This is a genomic window from Escherichia sp. WS1450 (assembly GCF_046487395.1).
Lineage (GTDB): Bacteria > Pseudomonadota > Gammaproteobacteria > Enterobacterales > Enterobacteriaceae > Escherichia > Escherichia coli.
This window is the reverse complement of record NZ_JBJQJO010000029.1, coordinates 14,475-36,938: the sequence shown is the minus strand read 5'-3', so window position 1 is coordinate 36,938 and position 22,464 is coordinate 14,475. Positions and strand designations below refer to the sequence as shown.

General features: G+C 46.6%; 24 protein-coding genes. 14 read left to right on the top strand and 10 right to left on the bottom strand.

The features are described 5' to 3' along the window. Nucleotides 1-237 precede the first annotated feature (237 nt). On the top strand, nt 238-1,923 hold the full coding sequence (gene ligB, locus ACJHYR_RS23645; RefSeq protein WP_059328025.1) for an NAD-dependent DNA ligase LigB: 1,686 nt from the start codon (nt 238-240) through the stop codon (nt 1,921-1,923). Here the strand turns inward: ligB and ACJHYR_RS23640 are convergent. The 3 genes from ACJHYR_RS23640 to ACJHYR_RS23630 all read right to left on the bottom strand — a co-directional run bounded on the left by ACJHYR_RS23640 (nt 1,920) and on the right by ACJHYR_RS23630 (nt 4,737). Beyond that, complete coding sequence (locus tag ACJHYR_RS23640) at nt 1,920-2,537, bottom strand: trimeric intracellular cation channel family protein (protein ID WP_000924289.1); 618 nt, start codon at nt 2,535-2,537, stop codon at nt 1,920-1,922. The two genes, ligB and ACJHYR_RS23640, sit on opposite strands and share 4 nt — an antisense overlap. Nucleotides 2,538-2,827: 290 nt before the next feature. Then, on the bottom strand, nt 2,828-3,652 hold the full coding sequence (gene dinD / locus ACJHYR_RS23635; protein WP_001315077.1) for a DNA damage-inducible protein D: 825 nt from the start codon (nt 3,650-3,652) through the stop codon (nt 2,828-2,830). Nucleotides 3,653-3,873: 221 nt separating this feature from the next. Next, nucleotides 3,874-4,737: a YicC/YloC family endoribonuclease gene (locus ACJHYR_RS23630; protein ID WP_000621336.1), complete on the bottom strand. Its 864-nt coding sequence runs from the start codon at nt 4,735-4,737 to the stop codon at nt 3,874-3,876. A 126-nt stretch (nt 4,738-4,863) separates the two neighbouring features. Here ACJHYR_RS23630 and rph point away from each other — a divergent pair, with 126 nt between their 5' ends. Further along, nucleotides 4,864-5,580, top strand: a complete 717-nt coding sequence (gene rph, locus ACJHYR_RS23625) for a ribonuclease PH (RefSeq protein WP_001247093.1) — start codon at nt 4,864-4,866, stop codon at nt 5,578-5,580. Between the two features lie 65 nt (nt 5,581-5,645). Next, complete coding sequence (gene pyrE, locus ACJHYR_RS23620) at nt 5,646-6,287, top strand: orotate phosphoribosyltransferase (protein WP_000806177.1); 642 nt, start codon at nt 5,646-5,648, stop codon at nt 6,285-6,287. 36 nt (nt 6,288-6,323) lie between these two features. Here the strand turns inward: pyrE and slmA are convergent, their stop codons facing one another. From slmA to coaBC, 3 genes are all read right to left on the bottom strand, one after another. Next, nucleotides 6,324-6,920: a nucleoid occlusion factor SlmA gene (gene slmA, locus ACJHYR_RS23615; protein ID WP_000818601.1), complete on the bottom strand. Its 597-nt coding sequence runs from the start codon at nt 6,918-6,920 to the stop codon at nt 6,324-6,326. Between the two features lie 106 nt (nt 6,921-7,026). After that, nucleotides 7,027-7,485 carry a dUTP diphosphatase gene (gene dut, locus ACJHYR_RS23610; RefSeq protein ID WP_000976070.1) on the bottom strand — a complete coding sequence of 153 codons (459 nt, stop codon included), beginning with the start codon at nt 7,483-7,485 and terminating at the stop codon, nt 7,027-7,029. Next, on the bottom strand, nt 7,463-8,683 hold the full coding sequence (gene coaBC, locus ACJHYR_RS23605) for a bifunctional phosphopantothenoylcysteine decarboxylase/phosphopantothenate--cysteine ligase CoaBC (RefSeq protein WP_000050153.1): 1,221 nt from the start codon (nt 8,681-8,683) through the stop codon (nt 7,463-7,465). The genes dut and coaBC overlap by 23 nt, the downstream gene beginning before the upstream one ends. Before the next feature lie 171 nt (nt 8,684-8,854). On the opposite strand from coaBC, the gene radC reads away from it, so the two are divergent. From radC to mutM, 4 genes are all read left to right on the top strand, one after another. Then, entirely contained in the window at nt 8,855-9,523 is a 669-nt protein-coding gene (gene radC / locus ACJHYR_RS23600; protein ID WP_001297375.1) for a RadC family protein, read from the top strand. A gap of 216 nt (nt 9,524-9,739) precedes the next feature. Then, nucleotides 9,740-9,976, top strand: coding sequence for a 50S ribosomal protein L28 (gene rpmB / locus ACJHYR_RS23595; protein ID WP_000091955.1), 237 nt, complete (start codon nt 9,740-9,742; stop codon nt 9,974-9,976). Nucleotides 9,977-9,996: 20 nt separating this feature from the next. After that, a complete protein-coding gene (gene rpmG / locus ACJHYR_RS23590; protein WP_001051798.1) occupies nt 9,997-10,164 on the top strand; it encodes a 50S ribosomal protein L33 in 168 nt (55 codons plus the stop codon). A 97-nt stretch (nt 10,165-10,261) separates the two neighbouring features. Beyond that, nucleotides 10,262-11,071 (top strand): bifunctional DNA-formamidopyrimidine glycosylase/DNA-(apurinic or apyrimidinic site) lyase, encoded by an 810-nt coding sequence (gene mutM, locus ACJHYR_RS23585; RefSeq protein ID WP_001114552.1) that lies wholly within the window; start codon nt 10,262-10,264, stop codon nt 11,069-11,071. 38 nt (nt 11,072-11,109) lie between these two features. Here the strand turns inward: mutM and coaD are convergent, their stop codons facing one another. Together coaD and waaA are read right to left on the bottom strand one after the other, a co-directional pair. After that, complete coding sequence (coaD, locus tag ACJHYR_RS23580) at nt 11,110-11,589, bottom strand: pantetheine-phosphate adenylyltransferase (protein WP_001171873.1); 480 nt, start codon at nt 11,587-11,589, stop codon at nt 11,110-11,112. A 7-nt stretch (nt 11,590-11,596) separates the two neighbouring features. After that, a complete protein-coding gene (gene waaA / locus ACJHYR_RS23575; protein WP_072837576.1) occupies nt 11,597-12,874 on the bottom strand; it encodes a lipid IV(A) 3-deoxy-D-manno-octulosonic acid transferase in 1,278 nt (425 codons plus the stop codon). A 412-nt stretch (nt 12,875-13,286) separates the two neighbouring features. On the opposite strand from waaA, the gene rfaQ reads away from it, so the two are divergent. The 7 genes from rfaQ to ACJHYR_RS23540 are packed head-to-tail and all read left to right on the top strand — an operon-like array spanning nt 13,287 to nt 20,228. Continuing rightward, a complete protein-coding gene (gene rfaQ, locus ACJHYR_RS23570) occupies nt 13,287-14,345 on the top strand; it encodes a lipopolysaccharide core heptosyltransferase RfaQ (protein ID WP_000360390.1) in 1,059 nt (352 codons plus the stop codon). Next, nucleotides 14,342-15,466 carry a glycosyltransferase family 4 protein gene (locus ACJHYR_RS23565; RefSeq protein ID WP_000634230.1) on the top strand — a complete coding sequence of 375 codons (1,125 nt, stop codon included), beginning with the start codon at nt 14,342-14,344 and terminating at the stop codon, nt 15,464-15,466. Before rfaQ ends, ACJHYR_RS23565 begins: the two co-directional genes overlap by 4 nt. After that, on the top strand, nt 15,459-16,256 hold the full coding sequence (gene rfaP, locus ACJHYR_RS23560; protein WP_001586431.1) for a lipopolysaccharide core heptose(I) kinase RfaP: 798 nt from the start codon (nt 15,459-15,461) through the stop codon (nt 16,254-16,256). Before ACJHYR_RS23565 ends, rfaP begins: the two co-directional genes overlap by 8 nt. Before the next feature lie 42 nt (nt 16,257-16,298). After that, on the top strand, nt 16,299-17,306 hold the full coding sequence (gene waaO, locus ACJHYR_RS23555; RefSeq protein WP_000080652.1) for a lipopolysaccharide 3-alpha-galactosyltransferase: 1,008 nt from the start codon (nt 16,299-16,301) through the stop codon (nt 17,304-17,306). Nucleotides 17,307-17,331: 25 nt separating this feature from the next. Next, the gene (gene rfaY / locus ACJHYR_RS23550) at nt 17,332-18,039 is read left to right on the top strand and encodes a lipopolysaccharide core heptose(II) kinase RfaY (protein WP_000639944.1); all 708 of its coding nucleotides are present in this window, start codon (nt 17,332-17,334) and stop codon (nt 18,037-18,039) included. A 24-nt stretch (nt 18,040-18,063) separates the two neighbouring features. Continuing rightward, the gene (locus ACJHYR_RS23545) at nt 18,064-19,077 is read left to right on the top strand and encodes a UDP-glucose--(galactosyl) LPS alpha1,2-glucosyltransferase (RefSeq protein WP_000346019.1); all 1,014 of its coding nucleotides are present in this window, start codon (nt 18,064-18,066) and stop codon (nt 19,075-19,077) included. 8 nt (nt 19,078-19,085) lie between these two features. Next, nucleotides 19,086-20,228, top strand: coding sequence for a lipopolysaccharide N-acetylglucosaminyltransferase (locus ACJHYR_RS23540; RefSeq protein WP_000227800.1), 1,143 nt, complete (start codon nt 19,086-19,088; stop codon nt 20,226-20,228). 37 nt (nt 20,229-20,265) lie between these two features. Here ACJHYR_RS23540 and rfaL read toward each other — a convergent pair whose 3' ends face one another. Continuing rightward, complete coding sequence (gene rfaL, locus ACJHYR_RS23535) at nt 20,266-21,474, bottom strand: O-antigen ligase RfaL (RefSeq protein ID WP_072837577.1); 1,209 nt, start codon at nt 21,472-21,474, stop codon at nt 20,266-20,268. After that, nucleotides 21,471-22,463 carry a lipopolysaccharide heptosyltransferase RfaC gene (rfaC, locus tag ACJHYR_RS23530; RefSeq protein ID WP_001264577.1) on the bottom strand — a complete coding sequence of 331 codons (993 nt, stop codon included), beginning with the start codon at nt 22,461-22,463 and terminating at the stop codon, nt 21,471-21,473. Before rfaC ends, rfaL begins: the two co-directional genes overlap by 4 nt. Nucleotide 22,464 lies beyond the last annotated feature (1 nt).

The following is a 22,464-nucleotide window of genomic DNA, read 5'->3' as shown; positions in this document are numbered from 1 at the left end:
TAGCGAAATAAAGCCTACATACGAGCTTATTATACACGGCGCGGGCATGTGACGTAGCCCTTGCTCACACTTTTTGCGCAAAGTTGTTGCGTTTTGCGTAGCTACTTCCGCACTTGCCTGTCATTCACTGCAATAAAGACGATTCTCAGGAAGCGTCCTCGCAGACTCCGTTTTTGCCACTCGGCTTTGCTTTCATCACGTTGTATATCTGCCTGACTATCTACAGCGGAGGTGATGATGAAAGTATGGATGGCGATATTAATAAGTATCTTGTGCTGGCAATCATCGGCGTGGGCGGTCTGTCCGGCCTGGTCGCCAGCCCGAGCACAGGAAGAAATTTCCCGCCTGCAACAGCAAATAAAACAGTGGGACGATGACTACTGGAAGGAAGGGAAAAGTGAGGTTGAAGACGGTGTTTACGATCAGTTAAGCGCCCGTCTTACGCAGTGGCAACGCTGTTTTGGTGAAGAGACGCATCACGACGCTATGATGCCGCCTTTCAACGGTGCGGTTATGCATCCGGTTGCCCATACGGGTGTACGCAAAATGGCGGATAAAAACGCATTAAATCTGTGGATGCGCGAACGCAACGATCTTTGGGTGCAGCCAAAAGTTGATGGCGTTGCGGTAACCCTGGTTTATCGGGACGGGAAACTGAACAAAGCAATCAGTCGCGGCAATGGCCTGAAAGGCGAGGACTGGACGCAGAAAGTTCGCTTAATTTCCGCTGTGCCGCAAACCGTTAGCGGGCCTTTAGCCAACAGTACGCTTCAGGGGGAAATATTTCTCAAACGCGAGGGGCATATCCAACAACAAATGGGGGGAATAAATGCCCGCGCAAAAGTTGCTGGTCTGATGATGCGCCAGGACGATAGCGACACGCTGAATTCTCTGGGCGTTTTTGTCTGGGCATGGCCGGATGGACCGCAGTTAATGACCGATCGTTTAAAAGAGCTGGCTACCGCTGGTTTTACTCTAACGCAGACGTATACCCGTGCGGTGAAAAATGCTGATGAAGTTGCGCGCGTACGCAATGCGTGGTGGAAAGCGAAATTACCCTTCGTCACCGATGGCGTGGTTGTGCGAGCGGCGAAAGAACCCGAATCCCGCCATTGGCTACCAGGCCAGGCAGAATGGTTGGTGGGCTGGAAATATCAACCGGTAGCTCAGGTTGCCGAAGTGAAGGCGATTCAGTTTGCGGTGGGTAAGAGCGGTAAAATATCGGTGGTTGCGTCACTCGCACCTGTCATGCTTGATGATAAAAAAGTCCAGCGGGTGAATATTGGTTCCGTCAGGCGCTGGCAGGAGTGGGATATTGCGCCTGGTGATCAGATCCTCGTCAGCCTTGCCGGTCAGGGTATTCCTCGCATTGATGATGTGGTGTGGCGCGGTGCAGAACGTACAAAACCGACACCGCCAGAAAACCGCTTTAACTCGTTGACCTGCTACTTTGCTTCTGATGTTTGTCAGGAACAGTTCATTTCACGCTTAGTCTGGCTGGGGTCAAAACAGGTTCTTGGGCTGGATGGCATTGGTGAGGCCGGCTGGCGCGCGCTGCATCAGACTCATCGCTTTGAGCATATCTTTTCCTGGCTTTTATTAACGCCAGAGCAATTACAGAACACGCCGGGGATCGCGAAAAGTAAAAGTGCGCAGTTATGGCATCAGTTTAATCTGGCTCGTAAGCAGCCTTTTACTCGCTGGGTGATGGCAATGGGAATACCGCTAACCCGGGTGGCGCTTAATGCCAGTGATGAACGGTCCTGGTCGCAACTTTTATTGAGCACGGAGCAGTTCTGGCAGCAGCTGCCGGGGACTGGATCGGGGCGCGCCAGACAGGTTATTGAATGGAAGGAAAATGCGCAAATCAAGAAGCTGGGCAGTTGGCTGGCTGCCCAGCAGATCACAGGTTTTGAACCTTAGTGTCCTTCGTGGCTGTAGTAAAAGACCGGTAATCCCAGCTTAAGGCGTAGCGCCAGTAAACGGGCAAAAAAGCCGAATACCAGGGTGGAGATAATTACCACATCATGATTAGAAACATAGTGTTGCAGCGCGATGTACAGCACGGCGGAGGCAAATGAGACACCGGCATACAATTCTTTCTGGAATACCAGCGGGATGCGTTTACAGAACATATCGCGCAAAACGCCGCCAAATACGCCGGTCGTCACAGCTGCGACAACGGCAATGATCGGGCCGTGTCCCATATCCAGTGCAACCTGTGCGCCAATGATAGAAAAGACCACCAGTCCGAGCGCATCGAGCACCAGAAACACTTTGCGCAGGTAAGGCATTACAGGAGCAACGATAGTGGTGAGTACTGCGGCGGTAGCGACAATAATCACATATTCCGGGTGTTTGACCCAGCCGAGCGGATAGTGGCCCAGCAGAATATCGCGCACTGACCCTCCGCCAATTGCCGTGGCGGTCGCAATAATAATTACGCCAAATGTATCCATGCGCCGTCGTCCGGCCGCCAGCGCCCCCGTCATGGCTTCGGCAGTAATGCCAACCAAATACAAAATGTGTAACAGCATGGTTATCTCCCTAAAAATCTGTCTGGCAGGGTAGCGATTTGTACGCATTGTCACGATTGAGATTTTTTAAGGTGAGAGGAAATTGATAATTTTTAGTTATGTGAAATCGTTGTTTTCTGTAGCGTAGATGCATTCTTCTGACTTCTTGTCTGAGAAAATACATAAGAAAAAGTAGGTTAAAACTGAGGGGTGGAAAAGAAAGGTGCAATGTTAGCCATTGTGTTCACTGCACCTGGACCTTGGCTTACGCATCGGGTGTCTCAATCAACAAAAAGAGTTTTTAGTTTCTGCTATTTTTTCTCTGTAATTTTTACACTGTTTTCCAACTGCTTGATGCTGACCTGCGGGGTCGGCAACTCCTCAGGCATGGTTCCGCCAAGTTCCTGAATGGTTTGCCTCACCTTGCTACCCACGTCAAAGTGTGTGGTATTAGCTTGCTGTTTTGAATTCACGCCATCCCGCTTGAGTTTTTCTTCTGTTTGGGTAGCTCGAAAGAGATTAGCCGCCAGTTCTGTTGAACCCATATGATCCAGGATCTTCTGACTCTTTTTCAGCCCCTTCCGCTGATGGATGGCTTTCTGATCTAATCCACCATACAGTCCCCGGTAACCATGATTCTGAAATATGGCGAAATCGATAGCTGTCGCTACCCCAGCTTGCTGCGCTGCCTCAACTAATTGTTTGTTATGTTCTTTCAACTCATTTCTCAGAAAAAGACGCTTTTCGTCTTCACGAAGTTGCCTGAAAGCTTCATCGTCAGCCAGCTCCTGCCGTCGGGTCTGGATAGCAAAATAAGTTTGTCCTGCCGCAATAACCGGTTTCGCAGGGTCGCCGTTTTGTACTACCAGGTAACAGGCATAGCGGGAGAGTACGATGTCTTTTAATGCTCTTTTGGCATTTGAGCCAATTTTGACCATATCGAGGATCTCCTCGAAATGGTCATCAATTGTGTGACCACTATTCAGACAAGCTTCTTTGGCGCGCGTTAATACAGGTATAAAGTGACGATACTCTGAATAACCCAGTAGTTTTCCAAGTTGTCTTGCTGACCATTGTTCTGCTCCGTTTGCATTAATCAGCTTTATCTCTTCAAAAGGTTGATGATGTTCGTTCATTGCCCACTCCATGTGATATCGATTGCAAGGAAAGTAAGTCTACAACTGTGTTTATATACAGTTGTAAGTATCTCACGTTCTCACTGCGCTGGGCAAAAAAACATCGCAAAATCTGGAGCAGGCACGCAAAACAGAATTGAATGTTGCGGGGAGGAAAAATGCCGCTCTGTTTGAGTGGGCGGCATTTGTGAAGGCTGAAAAGGAAGAATTGGCGTTACGAGTTATTCAATGTTCTGGATCTGCTCGCGCATCTGCTCAATCAACACTTTCAGCTCGATGGCAGAATTCGTCACTTCGGCATTGATAGATTTCGACGCAAGAGTGTTCGACTCGCGGTTGAACTCCTGCATCATAAAGTCCAGACGACGACCAACCGCTTCTTTTTTCTTCAGAATGTTGTAGGTCTCTTTGACATGCGCTTCGAGGCGGTCCAGTTCTTCGGCAACGTCAATTCGTTGTGCCAGCAGAACCAACTCCTGCTCCAGACGGTTGTTTTCCAGTTGCACCTGAGCATCTTCCAGCTTCGCGACCAGACGCTCACGTTGCCATTGCAGGATTTCCGGCATATGGGCGCGGACTTTGACCACTTCGGCGGTGACGCCTTCCAGACGCTGCTCGATCAATGCTTTCAGCGCCTGACCTTCGGTTTCACGTGCGACGATAAAGTCGTCCAGCGTACCATCCAGCGCCGCGAGAATTTCAGCGGCAATCGCGTCGAGATCCTGCTCCTGGGCTGCCATTACGCCCGGCCAGCGCAGAATATCAACCGGGTTTATTTCCCCTTCGTCGCTCTGCATTTTTACCCAGTTCGCGGCGGTTACCAGCTGTTTAGCCAGTTTTTCGTTGAGGATCAGCTCACCTTGTGCGCTAACATCTGGTTCATAGCGCAGGGTACATTCCACTTTACCGCGCGTCAGGCGAGAACGAATACGCTCGCGAACGACAGGTTCAAGGCTACGGAACTGCTCCGGCAGACGAAAGTAAGTTTCCAGATAACGCTGGTTTACCGAGCGCATTTCCCAGGTTGCGCTCCCCCATTCACCCTTGATTTCACGCCGGGCGTAGGCGGTCATACTGCGGATCATAGACGTTCCTGTTTATAAAAGGAGAGGTGGAAGGATTATAGCCATCGATGCCTTGTCAGGATAGGAATAACCGCCGGAAGTCCGTATAATGCGCAGCCACATTTGTTTCAAGCCGGAGATTTCAATATGCGTCCAGCAGGCCGTAGCAATAATCAGGTGCGTCCCGTTACCCTGACTCGTAACTATACAAAACATGCAGAAGGCTCGGTGCTGGTCGAATTTGGCGATACCAAAGTATTGTGTACCGCCTCTATTGAAGAAGGCGTGCCGCGCTTCCTGAAAGGTCAGGGCCAGGGCTGGATCACCGCAGAGTACGGCATGCTGCCACGTTCTACCCACACCCGTAACGCGCGTGAAGCGGCGAAAGGTAAGCAGGGTGGACGCACCATGGAAATCCAGCGTCTGATCGCCCGTGCTCTTCGTGCGGCAGTAGATTTGAAAGCGCTGGGTGAGTTCACTATTACGCTGGACTGCGACGTGCTTCAGGCTGATGGTGGCACGCGTACCGCTTCGATTACGGGTGCCTGCGTGGCGCTGGCAGATGCGCTACAGAAGCTGGTGGAAAACGGCAAGCTGAAAACCAACCCGATGAAAGGGATGGTAGCCGCAGTTTCTGTCGGGATTGTGAACGGCGAAGCGGTTTGCGATCTGGAATACGTTGAAGACTCTGCCGCTGAAACGGACATGAACGTGGTGATGACTGAAGACGGGCGCATCATTGAAGTGCAGGGGACGGCAGAAGGCGAGCCGTTCACCCATGAAGAGCTTCTCACCTTGTTGGCGCTGGCCCGAGGGGGAATCGAATCCATTGTAGCGACGCAGAAGGCGGCGCTGGCAAACTGATTTTTAAGGCGACTGATGAGTCGCCTTTTTTTTGTCTGTAGAAAAGTAAGATGAGGAGCGAAGGCATGAAACCATATCAGCGCCAGTTTATTGAATTTGCGCTTAGCAAGCAGGTGTTAAAGTTTGGCGAGTTTACGCTGAAATCCGGGCGCAAAAGCCCCTATTTCTTCAACGCCGGGCTGTTTAATACCGGGCGCGATCTGGCACTGTTAGGCCGTTTTTACGCTGAAGCATTGGTGGATTCCGGCATTGAGTTCGATCTGCTGTTTGGCCCTGCTTACAAAGGGATCCCGATTGCCACTACAACTGCCGTGGCGCTGGCGGAGCATCATGACCTGGACCTGCCGTACTGCTTTAACCGCAAAGAAGCAAAAGACCACGGTGAAGGCGGCAATCTGGTCGGTAGCGCGTTACAAGGACGCGTAATGCTGGTGGATGATGTGATCACCGCCGGAACGGCGATTCGCGAGTCGATGGAAATTATTCAGGCCAATGGCGCGACGCTTGCTGGCGTATTGATTTCGCTCGATCGTCAGGAACGGGGGCGCGGCGAGATTTCGGCAATTCAGGAAGTTGAGCGTGATTACAACTGCAAAGTGATCTCTATCATCACCCTGAAAGACCTGATTGCTTACCTGGAAGAGAAGCCGGAAATGGCGGAACATCTGGCGGCGGTTAAGGCCTATCGCGAAGAGTTCGGCGTTTAAAGAAACTCGCCGGATGAAAAGTCATCCGGCGTCATATTACTGCAACTGTGCGGCAATTAGCGGCCAGCGGGCGTCAAAATCATCCGTCGGGCGGTATTTAAACTCGCTGCGGACAAAGCGTGACAGCATACCTTCACAGAAGGCCAGGATCTGGCTTGCCAGCAGGGTTTCATCGGTGGTGTAACCTTCACCCTCACGCATTCTCTTTTCGCGCAATACCTGACGCAACTGCGCTTCAATACGCTCGAACAGCTGGTTGATGCGCCCTTGCAGGCGATCCTGTTCAAACATTAGTGCATGACCAGTGAGGATGCGGGTCAGGCCAGGATTACGCTCACCAAAACCGAGAAGCAGCAACACAATCAGACGCAGGCGCGCTGTGGTGTCCTTCTCATCTTTCAGAATCAGATTGATGCGAGTAATCAGGCTATCTTCGATAAACTCAATCAGGCTATCGAACATGCGGGTCTTACTGGGGAAGTGGCGATACAGTGCCGCTTCGGAAACGCCGACAGAGGCGGCCAGTTTTGCCGTCGTGATACGTTGGCTTCCATCGCTGGATTCCAGCATCAGCGCCAGAGACTGAAGTATTTCCTCGCGACGGTTCCTTTTCGCAGTTTGTTTTTCTGCCATGTTACAAAATACCCCTGAAAATAAGCACTTGCCAGGCGGCACCCACGCTATGACCGCAAACGAAATGTTTGCGGCTATGTTATGACGTTATTCGGATGCGTATGTGTTACTGACGACCAGAGTGACCAAAGCCGCCTTCACCGCGGTCGGTGGCGTCGAAATCTTCCACCAGATTAAATTCAGCCTGTACTACCGGAACAAAAATCATCTGGGCGATGCGTTCGCCAGGTTGAATGGTGAAGCTGTCCTGACCACGGTTCCACACGGAAATCATCAACTGGCCCTGATAGTCAGAATCGATCAATCCTACCAGGTTACCAAGCACGATACCGTGCTTATGTCCCAATCCGGAGCGTGGCAGCATCATTGCCGCCAGTGAAGGATCGGCAATATGAATCGCCAGCCCGGTCGGAACCAGCGTAGTGTCACCCGGAGCCAGTTCTACGGCGTCGTCGAGACAGGCACGCAGGTCAAGTCCGGCAGAGCCAGAGGTGGCATAAGTCGGGAGCGGAAATTCCTTCCCAACGCGCGGGTCCAGAATCTTAACGTCGATTTTTTTCATCATAACGGGTCACGATCTCGTCGAGTAATAATTGGCCAAGGAGCTCTTTGCGCTCAAGCGGTAAGACTTTATCTCCGTCCTGCCAGAAAAGGTGTAATGCGTTGTTGTCGCTGTTAAATCCTTGAGTTGGCTGGGAAACATCGTTCGCGCAGATCAGATCAAGGTTTTTACGGATACGTTTTTGCCGGGCGTATTCTTCCACATTATTTGTTTCGGCGGCAAATCCAACGACGTAGGGTCGATGGTCTTTTAGTGCGGCAACGCCTGCGACGATATCGGGGTTTTTAACCATTTTTATTGTTAATTCATCACCCTGCGTGGCCTGCTTTTTGATTTTCTCTGGGGCCACGGTAGCTGCGCGATAATCCGCCACGGCGGCACAGCCGATAAAAATATTTTGCTGCTGTACAGAAGCATTCACGGCCGCTTCCATTTCCAGCGCGGTCATCACATCAACACGTTTAACAAACGGTGGCGTCGGTAGTGAAACCGGACCTGATACCAGCGTGACGTTCGCGCCACGACGGGCAGCAGCGGCGGCGATAGCAAAACCCATCTTGCCTGAGCTGTGATTAGAGATATAACGCACCGGATCGAGCGGTTCACGCGTCGGGCCGGCGGTAATCATAATGTTCAGATGTTTCAGGTCGTTGACGGGCGAAAAATACGCTACCGCCATATCAACAATGGTTAACGGATCGAGCATTCGCCCAGGGCCGATATCACCACAAGCCTGACTGCCACTGTCTGGCCCCCAGATGAGCAAACCACGGGAAGCAAGCACCTCTAAATTATGCTGCGTGGCAGCGGCACGGTACATCTGCTGGTTCATGGCGGGGAGCACGGCTACAGGCGCAGGTGTGGCCAGACAAATCGTCGATACCAGATCATTCGCCATTCCGGCAGCAACACGGGCAATCAAATCTGCCGTGGCAGGAGCGAGAATCACTAAATCAGCCCATTTACCCAGCTCAATATGGCCCATAGCGGCTTCGGCTGCCGGGTCCAGCAGACTGTCGGAAACGGGATAACCAGAAACCGCCTGCAAGCTAAGTGGGGTGATAAAGGCTTTTGCCGCTTCGGTCATGGCTACGCGGACGTCGGCCCCGCGATCGCGCAAACGACGCACCAGTTCAGGGGTTTTATAGGCAGCAATACCGCCGCTAACGCCGAGAACGATTTTTTTACCGGCCAGGCTCATGATGATTTTTCCTGTTGGGTGACACCAGAAGTTGGCGATTTTATCACAATACTTTTGTTGTCGTGCCTTCACCTGAGAATCACTTTGCGAGGCGCTTTCCAGGATTGAAAACTGGCCGTCGATTTAACGGAACGGCTATGACAGGATGCGAGCACCACAAAGGAGGTGAAGGTGAAAAACAATGCACAGCTGTTGATGCCGCGCGAAAAAATGCTGAAGTTTGGTATTAGCGCCTTAACTGATGTCGAGCTGCTGGCGCTATTTCTGCGTACCGGAACGCGCGGTAAAGATGTATTAACCCTGGCAAAAGAGATGCTGGAGAATTTCGGCTCTCTTTATGGCTTGTTAACCTCTGAATATGAACAATTTAGTGGTGTTCATGGAATTGGCGTGGCGAAATTTGCCCAGTTAAAGGGGATTGCTGAACTAGCGCGGCGTTACTACAACGTGCGGATGCGTGAAGAAAGCCCTTTACTCAGCCCGGAGATGACGCGGGAATTTTTACAAAGCCAGCTCACGGGGGAGGAGCGGGAGATCTTTATGGTGATCTTTCTCGACTCACAACACCGGGTTATAACGCATAGCCGTCTTTTTTCCGGCACGCTAAACCATGTTGAAGTCCATCCTCGGGAAATTATCCGCGAAGCGATAAAAATAAATGCCTCGGCGCTGATCCTTGCACATAATCACCCTTCGGGTTGTGCTGAACCCAGTAAAGCGGATAAACTCATTACTGAACGGATAATAAAGAGTTGTCAGTTCATGGATTTACGCGTGCTCGACCATATCGTGATTGGGCGTGGAGAGTATGTTTCTTTTGCCGAACGCGGCTGGATTTAACCCGCTATGCGCGATCCTTCGGGATCTTTGTCTGTTCGGGACTTGAGCACATCGCTGAGTCAGCGTATACTACGCCACCTTTGAGAATCTCGGGTTTGGCATTTGGGCCTGGCAATCGAGAGTTCACATAGAACTGCGATGACCGGGCTGTAAAGCCTGACGAGGCGCCAATACCCCATACGAAGCTCGAGCTAATTTGATTTTTGGAGAATAGACATGTCCCGAGTCTGCCAAGTTACTGGCAAGCGTCCGGTGACCGGTAACAACCGTTCCCACGCACTGAACGCGACTAAACGCCGTTTCCTGCCGAACCTGCACTCTCACCGTTTCTGGGTTGAGAGCGAGAAGCGTTTTGTCACCCTGCGCGTATCTGCTAAAGGTATGCGTGTAATCGATAAAAAAGGCATCGATACAGTTCTGGCTGAACTGCGTGCCCGTGGCGAAAAGTACTAAGTACTTAGAGGAAATAAATCATGGCTAAAGGTATTCGTGAGAAAATCAAGCTGGTTTCTTCTGCTGGTACTGGTCACTTCTATACCACTACGAAGAACAAACGTACTAAGCCGGAAAAACTGGAACTGAAAAAATTCGATCCAGTTGTTCGCCAGCACGTGATCTACAAAGAAGCGAAAATCAAATAATTTTTGCTTTGATGTAACGAAAAACCTCGCCCCGGCGGGGTTTTTTGTTATCTGCCTGCCCCCATATTGACTGCATCTGTTCATTCCTGGAGATGCTATGCCTGAATTACCCGAAGTTGAAACCAGCCGTCGCGGCATAGAACCGCATCTCGTTGGTGCAACCATTCTTCATGCGGTGGTGCGCAACGGACGCTTGCGCTGGCCGGTTTCAGAAGAGATCTACCGTTTAAGCGACCAAACAGTGCTTAGCGTGCAGCGGCGGGCTAAATATCTGCTGCTGGAGCTGCCTGAGGGCTGGATTATCATTCATTTGGGGATGTCTGGCAGCCTGCGCATCCTTCCAGAAGAACTTCCCCCTGAAAAGCATGACCATGTTGATTTGGTGATGAGCAACGGTAAAGTGCTGCGCTACACCGATCCGCGCCGCTTTGGTGCCTGGCTGTGGACCAAAGAGCTGGAAGGGCACAACGTGCTGGCCCATCTTGGACCGGAGCCGCTTAGCGACGATTTCAACGGTGAGTACCTGCATCAGAAGTGCGAGAAGAAAAAAACGGCGATTAAACCGTGGCTGATGGATAACAAGCTGGTGGTAGGCGTAGGGAATATCTATGCCAGCGAATCTCTGTTTGCGGCGGGGATCCATCCGGATCGGCTGGCGTCATCACTGTCGCTGGCAGAGTGTGAATTGCTGGCTTGGGTGATTAAAGCGGTGTTGCTGCGTTCGATTGAGCAGGGCGGTACAACGCTGAAAGATTTTCTGCAAAGTGATGGTAAACCGGGCTATTTCGCGCAGGAATTGCAGGTTTACGGGCGAAAAGGCGAGCCGTGTCGGGTGTGCGGTACGCCGATTGTGGCGACTAAACATGCGCAGCGGGCAACGTTTTATTGTCGGCAGTGCCAGAAGTAATTGATGCGAGCCGGATGGCATACCATCCGGCATAAACGCTACGCTAACTTCGCCATCAGCGCCTGATGGACATTCTCCGGCAGGAAATGGGTGACATCGCCCTGATGGCGCGCCACCTCTTTCACCAACGATGAAGAGATAAACGACCACTCTTTCGACGGCATCAGAAACACACTTTCCAGTTCCGGCATTAAGTGGCGATTCATATGCGCCAGCTGCATTTCATATTCAAAATCCGCCACCGCACGCAGGCCACGAATCAGCACCGTAGCGTGTTGATTGCGGGCGAAGTTCGCCATCAAATCACTAAACCCGACCACTTCCACGTTCCCCAGATGCGCGGTTGCCTGCTGTGCCAGCTCCACACGCTCTTCCAGGGTAAACATCGGTTTTTTACTGGGGCTGGCGGCAATCGCCAGAATAACGTGATCGAACATTTGCGTGGCGCGCGTCACGATATCGATATGACCATTGGTAATGGGATCGAAAGTACCCGGATAAATCGCCCGTTTTTGCATAACAACCTCAATGCGTTTTCGGTGGCAGGTAAGGTCCCAGCAGTTGAAGCAGACGCTGTAGCGCGCCCTGGTTTTGATACAGTACTTCAACGGCATGACGGCCATAGAAACTACGGTAATCGGCGTCGGTGAGTAAAGAGGAAACCTCTTTTGCAAGCGTAGTGGCATCGGTAACGGTAATCAGCCCGCTTGCCTGCTCCAGCCGCGCGCAAATGTCTTTAAAGTTAAAAGTATGCGGCCCCATCAATACCGGAATAGCGTGTGCGGCAGCTTCCAGCGGATTATGCCCACCACGTTCAACCAGTGAACCGCCAACAAAGGCGAGATCGGCAATGCCATACAGTAACATCAGCTCGCCCATCGTATCGCCAACCACAACCTGCGTGCTGGTGGAGGGGACTTCCCCTGAAGAGCGTGTGATATAGCTTAGTCCAGCCTGGCGGACAAGGTTAATCGCATCCGGGAAGCGTTCCGGATGACGGGGTACCAGGATGAGCAATAAATTCGGGAATTGCTGTAACAATGCCTGATGTGCGGCGATCACCACACTCTCTTCGCCTTCGTGAGTGCTGGTGGCAATCCATACCGGGCGGTGTGGTGCCCACTGGCGGCGCAGCGTCACTGCTTTAGCAGCCAGTTGCGGCGTTACAGAAATATCGAATTTCAGGCTACCGGTAACGGTCACCTGATTATTTTTTGCGCCCAGTGATACAAAACGTGCACCATCTTCTTCATTTTGCGCAGCAATCAGCGTAATACGACGCAGCAAGCGACGGACGAATTTGCCCAGTTTGGCATAACCTGCGGCCGAGCGGGCAGAGAGTCGCGCGTTAGCGATCACCAGCGGAATTTTACGTTTATGTAGCGCCGCAATCAGGTTAGGCCATAGTTCGGTTTCCATAATCAACACTAGTTTAGGGTCGACTTTATTCAGGAAACGATTAAGTGCATCGGGCAGGTCATACGGCAGATAAACGTGCTGAACATCCTTCCCGAAAGCCGATTGTACGCGCTCCGAACCGGTTGGCGTCATGGTTGTTACGGTAATCGGTAAATCAGGATAACGATGACGCAGTGCGCGCACCAACGGGATCGCCGCCAGAGTTTCACCGACGGAGACGGAGTGCAGCATAATGCCGCCTGGTTTTAGCGGATGGCGGTAAAAACCGTAACGTTCACCCCAGCGTTTTCGATAGGCCGGAGCCTTACGTCCGCGCACCCAGAGCCGTATCCAGATCAGCGGCTGAATAAGGTAGAGAAGGGCGGTGTAAAGCAATTCGAGCATAGTAAATAGCTGACTTATGGATGTGCTGGGGATTCTATGTATTTAGCTGTGGCTTTACCATTACTTTTCCCGTTTTTGACTTAAATAGCAATTTACCCGCCAATTCTTGCTGAACATCTATACTTTTTTTGTATTTTTATGCGATTCATTGATTTCTGCAGTACGTGCAGGAAGGAATCGCAGAGCAACAGTGAAAGAATATGGTTGCTAATGATTTTATTTGATTGATTTCTTTATTAAAAATCAACAATGTGCTTAAAAATCATTCGGGTCGGATTGCCGCGAAAGAAGTGATACACTAGCGCGTCAATATCAGTGCGGTATCAGTATTCAGGTAGCTGTTGAGCCTGGGGCGGTAGCGTGCTTTTTCTGCTTCACCTTAATCGGATAATCTCAACAAAAAGAGTTACTTGTGGATAAGCCATTTCGAAGAATTTTGCTCATTAAGATGCGTTTTCATGGGGATATGTTATTAACTACTCCCGTCATTAGTTCGCTGAAAAAAAATTACCCTGACGCAAAAATCGATGTGCTGCTTTATCAGGACACCATCCCGATCCTGTCTGAAAATCCAGAGATTAACGCGCTCTACGGCATAAAAAATAAAAAAGCAAAAGCCGCAGAAAAAATTGCCAACTTTTTTCATCTCATCAAGGTATTACGTGCCAATAAGTATGACCTTATCGTTAATCTTACCGATCAATGGATGGTTGCTATACTGGTGCGCTTATTAAATGCCCGTGTGAAAATTTCCCAGGATTATCATCATCGGCAGGCTGCTTTTTGGCGTAATAGTTTCACTCATTTGGTGCCGTTGCAGGGTGGAAATGTGGTGGAAAGTAACTTATCCGTGCTGTCGCCATTGGGGCTTGAATCGTTGGTGAAGCAGACAACCATGAGTTACCCGCCTGCAAGCTGGAAACGTATGCGTCGCGAACTTGATCACGCTGGTGTTGGACAAAATTATGTGGTTATCCAACCTACGGCGCGGCAAATCTTCAAATGCTGGGACAACGCCAAGTTTTCCGCTGTGATTGATGCCTTACATGCTCGTGGTTATGAAGTCGTTCTGACGTCCGGCCCAGATAAAGACGATCTGGTCTGCGTCAATGAAATTGCGCAGGGATGCCAGACGCCACCAGTAACGGCGCTGGCCGGAAAGGTGACCTTCCCGGAACTTGGTGCGTTAATCGATCATGCGCAGCTGTTTATTGGCGTTGATTCCGCACCGGCGCATATTGCCGCAGCAGTTAATACGCCGCTGATATCGCTGTTTGGTGCGACAGACCATATTTTCTGGCGTCCCTGGTCAAATAACATGATTCAATTCTGGGCGGGAGATTACCGGGAAATGCCAACGCGCGATCAGCGTGACCGAAATGAGATGTATCTTTCGGTTATTCCGGCGGCAGATGTCATTGCTGCTGTCGATAAATTACTGCCCTCCTCCACGACAGGTACGTCGTTATGATCGTTGCTTTTTGTTTATATAAATATTTTCCCTTTGGCGGTTTGCAGCGCGATTTTATGCGTATTGCTCAGACAGTCGCCGCCCGAGGTCATCATGTTCGGGTTTATGCCCAGTCGTGGGAAGGCGAATGCCCTGATGTATTTGAACTGATCAAAGTGCCGGTTAAATCGCATACCAATCACGGGCGCAATGCGGAGTATTTTGCCTGGGTGCAAAAACATTTACGCGAACATCCCGTCGATAAAGTCGTTGGATTCAACAAAATGCCGGGGCTGGACGTTTATTATGCCGCTGATGTTTGTTATGCCGAGAAAGTAGCGCAGGAAAAAGGCTTTTTCTATCGCCTGACGTCACGTTATCGCCATTATGCCGCCTTTGAGCGGGCAACCTTCGAACAGGGCAAGCCGACACAGCTGCTGATGCTGACAGATAAGCAAATCGCCGATTTCCAGAAACATTATCAGACTGAAGTGGAGCGTTTTCATATTCTGCCACCGGGGATTTATCCTGATCGTAAATATAGCCAGCAGCCAGCCAATAGCCGTGAAATCTTCCGTAAGAAGAATGGAATAACCGAACAACAATATTTATTGTTGCAGGTCGGTTCAGACTTCACGCGTAAAGGTGTCGATCGTTCCATTGAAGCACTTGCTTCGTTACCGGATTCGCTGCGCCACAACACATTGCTATATGTTGTTGGGCAGGATAAACCGCGAAAATTTGAGGCGCTGGCAGAAAAACGCGGCGTGCGCAGTAATGTTCACTTCTTCTCGGGGCGCAACGATGTCTCGGAATTAATGGCGGCGGCGGATTTATTACTGCATCCTGCCTACCAGGAAGCGGCGGGAATTGTGCTGCTGGAAGCGATTACTGCAGGATTACCGGTACTAACAACAGCCGTTTGTGGCTATGCGCCTTATATTGTCGAGGCCAATTGTGGCGAGGCTATTGCTGAGCCATTCCGCCAGGAAACATTGAATGAGATTTTACGCAAAGCGTTAACGCAATCTTCATTGCGCCAGGCCTGGGCGGAAAATGCGCGACATTATGCTGATACACAAGATTTATACAGTCTGCCAGAGAAAGCGGCGGATATCATAACGGGTGGTCTGGATGGTTGAACTTAAAGAGCCGTTTGCCACGTTATGGCGCGGAAAAGATCCTTTTGAGGAAGTTAAAACTTTGCAGGGTGAGGTATTTCGTGAACTGGAAACTCGCCGTACTCTGCGCTTTGAAATGGCGGGCAAAAGCTATTTTCTCAAATGGCATCGCGGCACGACCCTGAAAGAGATAATCAAAAATTTACTCTCATTGCGGATGCCAGTATTAGGCGCAGACCGCGAATGGAATGCGATTCATCGACTGCGGGATGTCGGCGTTGATACTATGTATGGGGTGGCATTCGGCGAAAAAGGCATTAATCCGCTCACCAGAACCTCGTTTATTATAACCGAAGATCTGACACCAACCATCAGTCTGGAAGATTACTGTGCTGACTGGGCGACTAACCCTCCAGATGTTCGCGTAAAGCGTATGCTTATTAAGCGTGTCGCGATGATGGTGCGCGATATGCATGCTGCGGGCATTAACCACCGTGACTGTTATATCTGTCATTTCCTGCTGCACTTGCCTTTTTCCGGTAAGGAAGAGGAGTTAAAAATTTCGGTAATTGACCTGCACCGGGCGCAGCTTCGCACGCGCGTTCCACGTCGTTGGCGCGATAAAGATCTTATTGGGCTTTATTTTTCTTCGATGAATATTGGCCTGACTCAGCGGGATATCTGGCGGTTTATGAAAGTGTATTTTGCCGCCCCGCTTAAAGACATTCTCAAGCAGGAACAAGGACTGCTGTCGCAAGCAGAAGCAAAAGCCACAAAAATCAGGGAAAGAACGATTAGAAAATCGTTGTAACCCGTAACTTATTTTTGCCAAAATTTTGGATACAGAATAAATATGTCTCAACTCAATGATAGTGACATCATCCTTTTTGAGTATAACTTTCATTATCAAAATATAAGATCTAAAAATACTCTTGATATCGCATTTGGTATTGACAGAAATTTTCTTTTTGGATGTGGTGTAGCCATCGCATCTATTCTATTAAACAATAGCGAAATCTCTTGTGAATTTCATGTTTTCACAGATTATATCAGTGATAAAGACAAGTTATATTTTTCCGATTTAGCAAAACAATATAATTCAAGAATTAATATTTATGTTATCAATTGTGATAAGCTGAAGTCATTACCAAGCACGAAAAACTGGACTTACGCTACATATTTTCGATTTATAATTGCAGATTATTTCTATAATAAACATGAAAAAATACTATACCTTGATGCAGATATTGCTTGCAAGGGTAGTATTAAAGAACTCTTAGATTATCAATTCTCTACTAATGAAATTGCCGCAGTTGTAGCTGAAAGAGATGTTGAATGGTGGCAGAATCGAGCCTCGGTATTAACTACACCACAATTAGCTTCTGGATATTTCAATGCTGGTTTTTTGCTGATAAATATTGATGAGTGGAATCTAAATAACATTTCGTCAAAAGCTATTGAAATGTTGCGTGACCCAGATTGGGTAAGTAAAATCACCCACCTTGATCAAGATGTACTGAATGTATTATTGAATGGTAAAGTGAAGTTTATTTCGGGGAAATATAATACCCGATATAGTATTAACTATGAATTAAAAGACAAAGTTGATAATCCAGTCAATGATGACACCGTGTTTATACACTATGTGGGACCTACAAAACCCTGGCATGAGTGGGCTGATTATCCGGTGTCACGTAGTTTTTTGATCGCCAAAGCAGCTTCTCCGTGGTGTAAAGAAGATTTACTTAAACCTGTGAATAGCAATCAGTATCGGTATTGTGCAAAACATAAATTTAAACAAAAGCATTATATGGCAGGCATTTTTAATTATTTAAAGTATTATAAAGAAAAATGCTTCTAAAGATTTAAGGTTAAAATAATTCATTATGATATATAATAAAACGATAAATGGGTTGAAAGTTTTCATAAAAGATAATGATCCCTTTTATGAGCAAGTGCTGAATGACTTTTTAACTTGCAGGGTTAAAACATTAAAAGTTTTTCGTTCTATTGATGATACTAAAGTCATTCTTATTGACACTGCTCGTGGACCTCTTGTACTTAAAGTTTATGCGCCAAAGCATAAAATGATCGAACGTTTCTTAAAATCTTGCGTAAAAAAAGATTATTATGAAAATTTAATTTATCAAACCGATCGGGTACGTGGTGAAGGCATTCAATCAATTAATGACTATTTTTTGCTTGCTGAACGTAAAACATTAAATTTCGCGCATTATTATATTATGCTCATTGAGTATATTGAAGGTGTCGGGTTAAATGAGTATTTGGAAATTTCTGAAGATCTGAAGGAACAATTATCAGAATCGATAAAAGAGTTGCATCAGCATGGAATGGTGTCTGGCGATCCTCATAAAGGAAATTTTATAGTATCCGAAAAAGGTTTAAGACTAATTGACCTTTCAGGTAAAAAAACAACCGCAGTTTTAAAAGCAAAAGATCGCATTGATCTTGAACGGCACTATAATATAAAAAATGAATTGAAAGACTTTGGCTATACATATCTCATATTCAAAAAGAAAATTAAAAAAGCAATCAGGGATGTAAAAGTAAAACTAGGATTGAAGAGCAAATAATGATTATGATGAAGGGTAATTAAATTGGATTTTAAACATCTTACTCAATTTAAAGATATAATTGAACTGGACAAGCGCCCCGTTAAACTTGATGAACGGGAAACGTTTAATGTCTCATGGGGTATTGATGAGAACTACCAGGTTGGGGCTGCGATTTCAATTGCTTCAATTCTTGAAAATAATAAACAAAACAAATTTACCTTTCACATAATCGCTGATTACTTAGACAAAGAGTATATTGAATTATTATCACAATTAGCAACGAAGTATCAAACAGTAATTAAATTATATCATATTGATTCTGAGCCATTGAAGGCGCTACCTCAATCAAATATCTGGCCAGTATCTATTTATTATCGTTTGCTTTCATTTGATTATTTTTCTGCGCGATTGGATTCATTATTATATCTTGATGCTGATATCGTCTGTAAGGGTTCATTGAACGAGTTAATAGCATTAGAGTTTAAAGATGAATATGGGGCTGTGGTAATTGATGTAGATGCTATGCAAAGTAAAAGCGCTGAGCGTTTATGTAATGAGGATTTTAACGGTAGCTATTTTAACTCTGGTGTAATGTATATTAATTTACGGGAATGGTTACAACAAAGACTAACGGAGAAATTTTTTGATCTATTATCAGATGAGTCAATTATCAAAAAATTAAAGTATCCGGATCAAGATATTTTAAACTTAATGTTTTTACATCATGCTAAAATATTACCGAGAAAATATAATTGTATTTATACTATAAAGTCAGAATTTGAAGAAAAAAATAGTGAATATTACACCCAGTTTATTAATGATGAAACTGTCTTCATACATTATACTGGTGTAACTAAGCCATGGCATGATTGGGCGGACTACGCATCTGCAGATTATTTTCGTAATATTTATAATATATCTCCATGGAGAAATATACCTTATAAAAAAGCTGTTAAAAAACATGAGTACAAAGAAAAATATAAACACTTGCTTTACCAGAAAAAATTTCTCAATGGTGTTTTTACAGCAATTAAATATAATGTTATGAAAGGTTAATATTCGAGATGGTTGATAAAATAATATTTACAGTTACTCCTATTTTTTCAATTCCTCCCCGCGGAGCGGCCGCTGTTGAAACGTGGATGTATCAGGTTGCTCAGCGTACCAATTTCCCAAATCGCATTGTTTGTATCAAGAATCCAGGATACTCAAATTACACCTTTGTTAATGATAATTGTAGTATTCATAGGGTTGGATTCAGTCGCATATATAAGCGGTTATTTCAAAAATGGACAAGACTTGATCCTCTACCATATTCACAGAGAATATTGAATATTGCCCATGATTTTCCTATAACGAAAGAAAGTATTATTGTAGTTCATAATAGCATGAAGCTATACACTCAAATTCGTAAGCGAGCTCCTCAGGCAAGAGTGGTTATTCATATGCATAATGCATTTGAACCAAAATTGCTTGAGCAAAATGTTAAAATGATAGTGCCTAGTTTATACTTGAAAAAGTATTACCAATCTTATTTAGCAAATGCAGATATTGAGATTGTACCAAATGGAATTGATTTAGAAACCTATCAATCTACTTTTCAGCCGATCACTAGAAGCGAACTTAATATCTCCCCTGAAGAGAAAATTATTTTTTATGCTGGGCGTATCGTCCCTGACAAAGGCATATTACTGTTGATGCAATCATTCGAAAAATTGGCCGTTGCTCACAAAAATTTAAAATTAGTTGTGATTGGTGATTATACAGAAATGAGTAAAAGTGACAAAGGTGCATATCAACACAATGTCAGGGAAATTGCAAAACGTTTGAAGGATCGTTGCATTATGTTAGGAAGCATACCGCCTGAAAAGATGCATTGTTATTACCCACTGGCAGATTTAGTTGTCATTCCTTCCCAGTTCCAGGAACCATTTTGCATGGTGGCAATTGAAGCTATGGGGGCTGGTAAGCCTGTTTTAGTGAGTACGCGTGGGGGGATGACGGAATTTGTCAAAGAAAATACTACGGGATTCCATTTAAAAGAACCTATGACTGCAGACTCCATAAGCAGCGATATTTTAAAAACGTTAGCGAATCCTGAATTAACAGCAGTTGCAAAGCAAGGTCAGGATTTTGTGTTTGATCACTACAGTTGGGATGGCGTAACTCAAAGATTCGAAGAGGTCATTCATAATTGGTTTGAATAAATAAAAAGGCCGCATTATGCAGCCTTTTTTATTTTTTTTACTTGTTTTTCATTGCTAATAATAAGCCGGCGTAAACGCCTAATAAATTTGGTTCAATTTGTTCTACGTTTCCACGGATAACAAAATAACCTATAAAAGATAGTAAGATTATATAATATGCATTATATGGTGAGCGGTTTTTATTCTGGACGCCATTTTTTATACACTCTTTCAATATTGCGCAGTATAGCATCATAAGACTTATCAGCCCTAATAAACCAGTGCCAAACCAGATGAATAGCGCAAAATTATGTGGCCCTATCGATTGTCTAAAGGTCCATTCTGGATAATCAACGACACGTTTATTATAGACATCTTTATATGCAACGTTACCGTAACCGTAACCAATAACAGGATTTTCTAATATTAGATCGAGTGCGCTGCCTTGAGTACCATTTGCATAGCGATAAGAACTATTAGTTTGTTGAAGTTTATACGTTAGATTTGCGGTCATCTCCTTATGTGTGAAAATAACCGATAATGCAATGATGGAAACCATTACTCCTACTAATAGTAACTTCCATTGTTTAAACATCAGAATCCATATTAATCCAATGACTAACACGGAAAGCCAGGCTCCTCTGGATAAAGTTCCTAATATCAGAAAAATAAAAATAACGCTTAGAACCGCAAAAGAAATGCGGTATTTTGCTGATTTGATAAGCCAGAGATTTAACAATGCAGGAAATAAAAAGACCATCGAGTCAGAAATGCTACGGTGTCTATAATCTGCAAATGGCATTACCCCTTGTTGATAGTCCTTATAATAGGCAATCAATTCAGAAAAACAACGTAAGCCCAACGCACTTATAAATGAGAAGAAAACGATTTTTTCGACATCTTCTCTTTTCTCGTCTCTCAATATGACCGGTATTGCTATTGTGCATAGTAAAGTATTTTCAATGATAGCTTTGAAAATTTCCTTCATGCTAGCACCTGCATCTGGGGATTGAAGAAGTGATAGCAATGCAGCAATAGTTAATATGGCAACACTACCAAAAAAACATGTTTTAAATAGTGAAAGATAGTGTTTTGGCCGTTTGCAGAGATAGACGATTGTCGTTATTGTCATAAGAATAACAATAAGATGTTTATACCTTGTAATCCCACCCAAAAAATAGGTGGTAATGAATAAGAATACGAGAGCTCTGTTCCAGTACGCTATCCAGTTTTTTTTCTCGAGAGAGAAAAATAATGTTGAGGTCATCTTATCTCCGATGTCAACTTATTGGTTATTATTTCAAGATTTAAATTTTGAAAAACGGTTTGAGCTGGCAAATCTGCAAGAGACATACTTGTAGAACGACACTCTACTTGATTCTTCCCATACCCGCCAATTAATCCCGGATCGGTAGGTCCATAAACCGTGATATTGGGTCTATCCAGTGCCGCCGTTAAATGGCTTAACCCCGTATCCACCGACACTACAAATTTAGCCCCGGCCAGCACGCGGGCAACGCCTTCCAGACTCATCTTCGGCAATACTTCAACATAAGCAAATCCTTCCGCCAGTCGTTTCGCCCGTTCTTCCTCATGCGGCGCGCCCCACGGAAGTTTAATCCGTATTCCTGAATCTGCCAGTAAACCAATCAAATCTCGCCAGTGTTCTTCCGGCCAGTGTTTATCATCACGGGTCGTCGCATGAAGAAATACGGCATATTCGCCAGCATCTGTAGGCAGGTTCGTCAGGAAATGCTGTGCAATAGCATAATCGCCCTGGGTTTGCGGTTTGCTATAGCCCAGACTTTTGGCAAACAGTTCGCGGGTGCGTTCTACGGCGTGCTGCTGTTTCGCAATATGATGCTTACGATTGTAAAACAAGCTTGCCAGTGGTTCGCGAGCGGTTTGCCAGTCCATTCCATGCTTTACGCCATGTGCCAGACGCGTCACCAGCGCCGCGCTTTTTACCAGCCCCTGAGCGTCGATAACTGCGTCATAGTTCTCTGCTTGTAGCGCTTCACGAAACGCTTTCCGTTCAGCTTTTATGGGGGCCGAGAACCAGGCTTTACGCCAGCGACGTATTGCCACAGGAATAACTCGCTCAACAGCGGCGTGCCAGGAAGGAATTTGTGCGAACCCTTCTTCCACCACCCAGTCAAACTTAATCCCTGGGATTGCCTGCTGGGCATCAGTGAGTGCGGGCAACGTATGGAGAACATCGCCCATCGACGATGTTTTAACGATCAAAACCCGCATC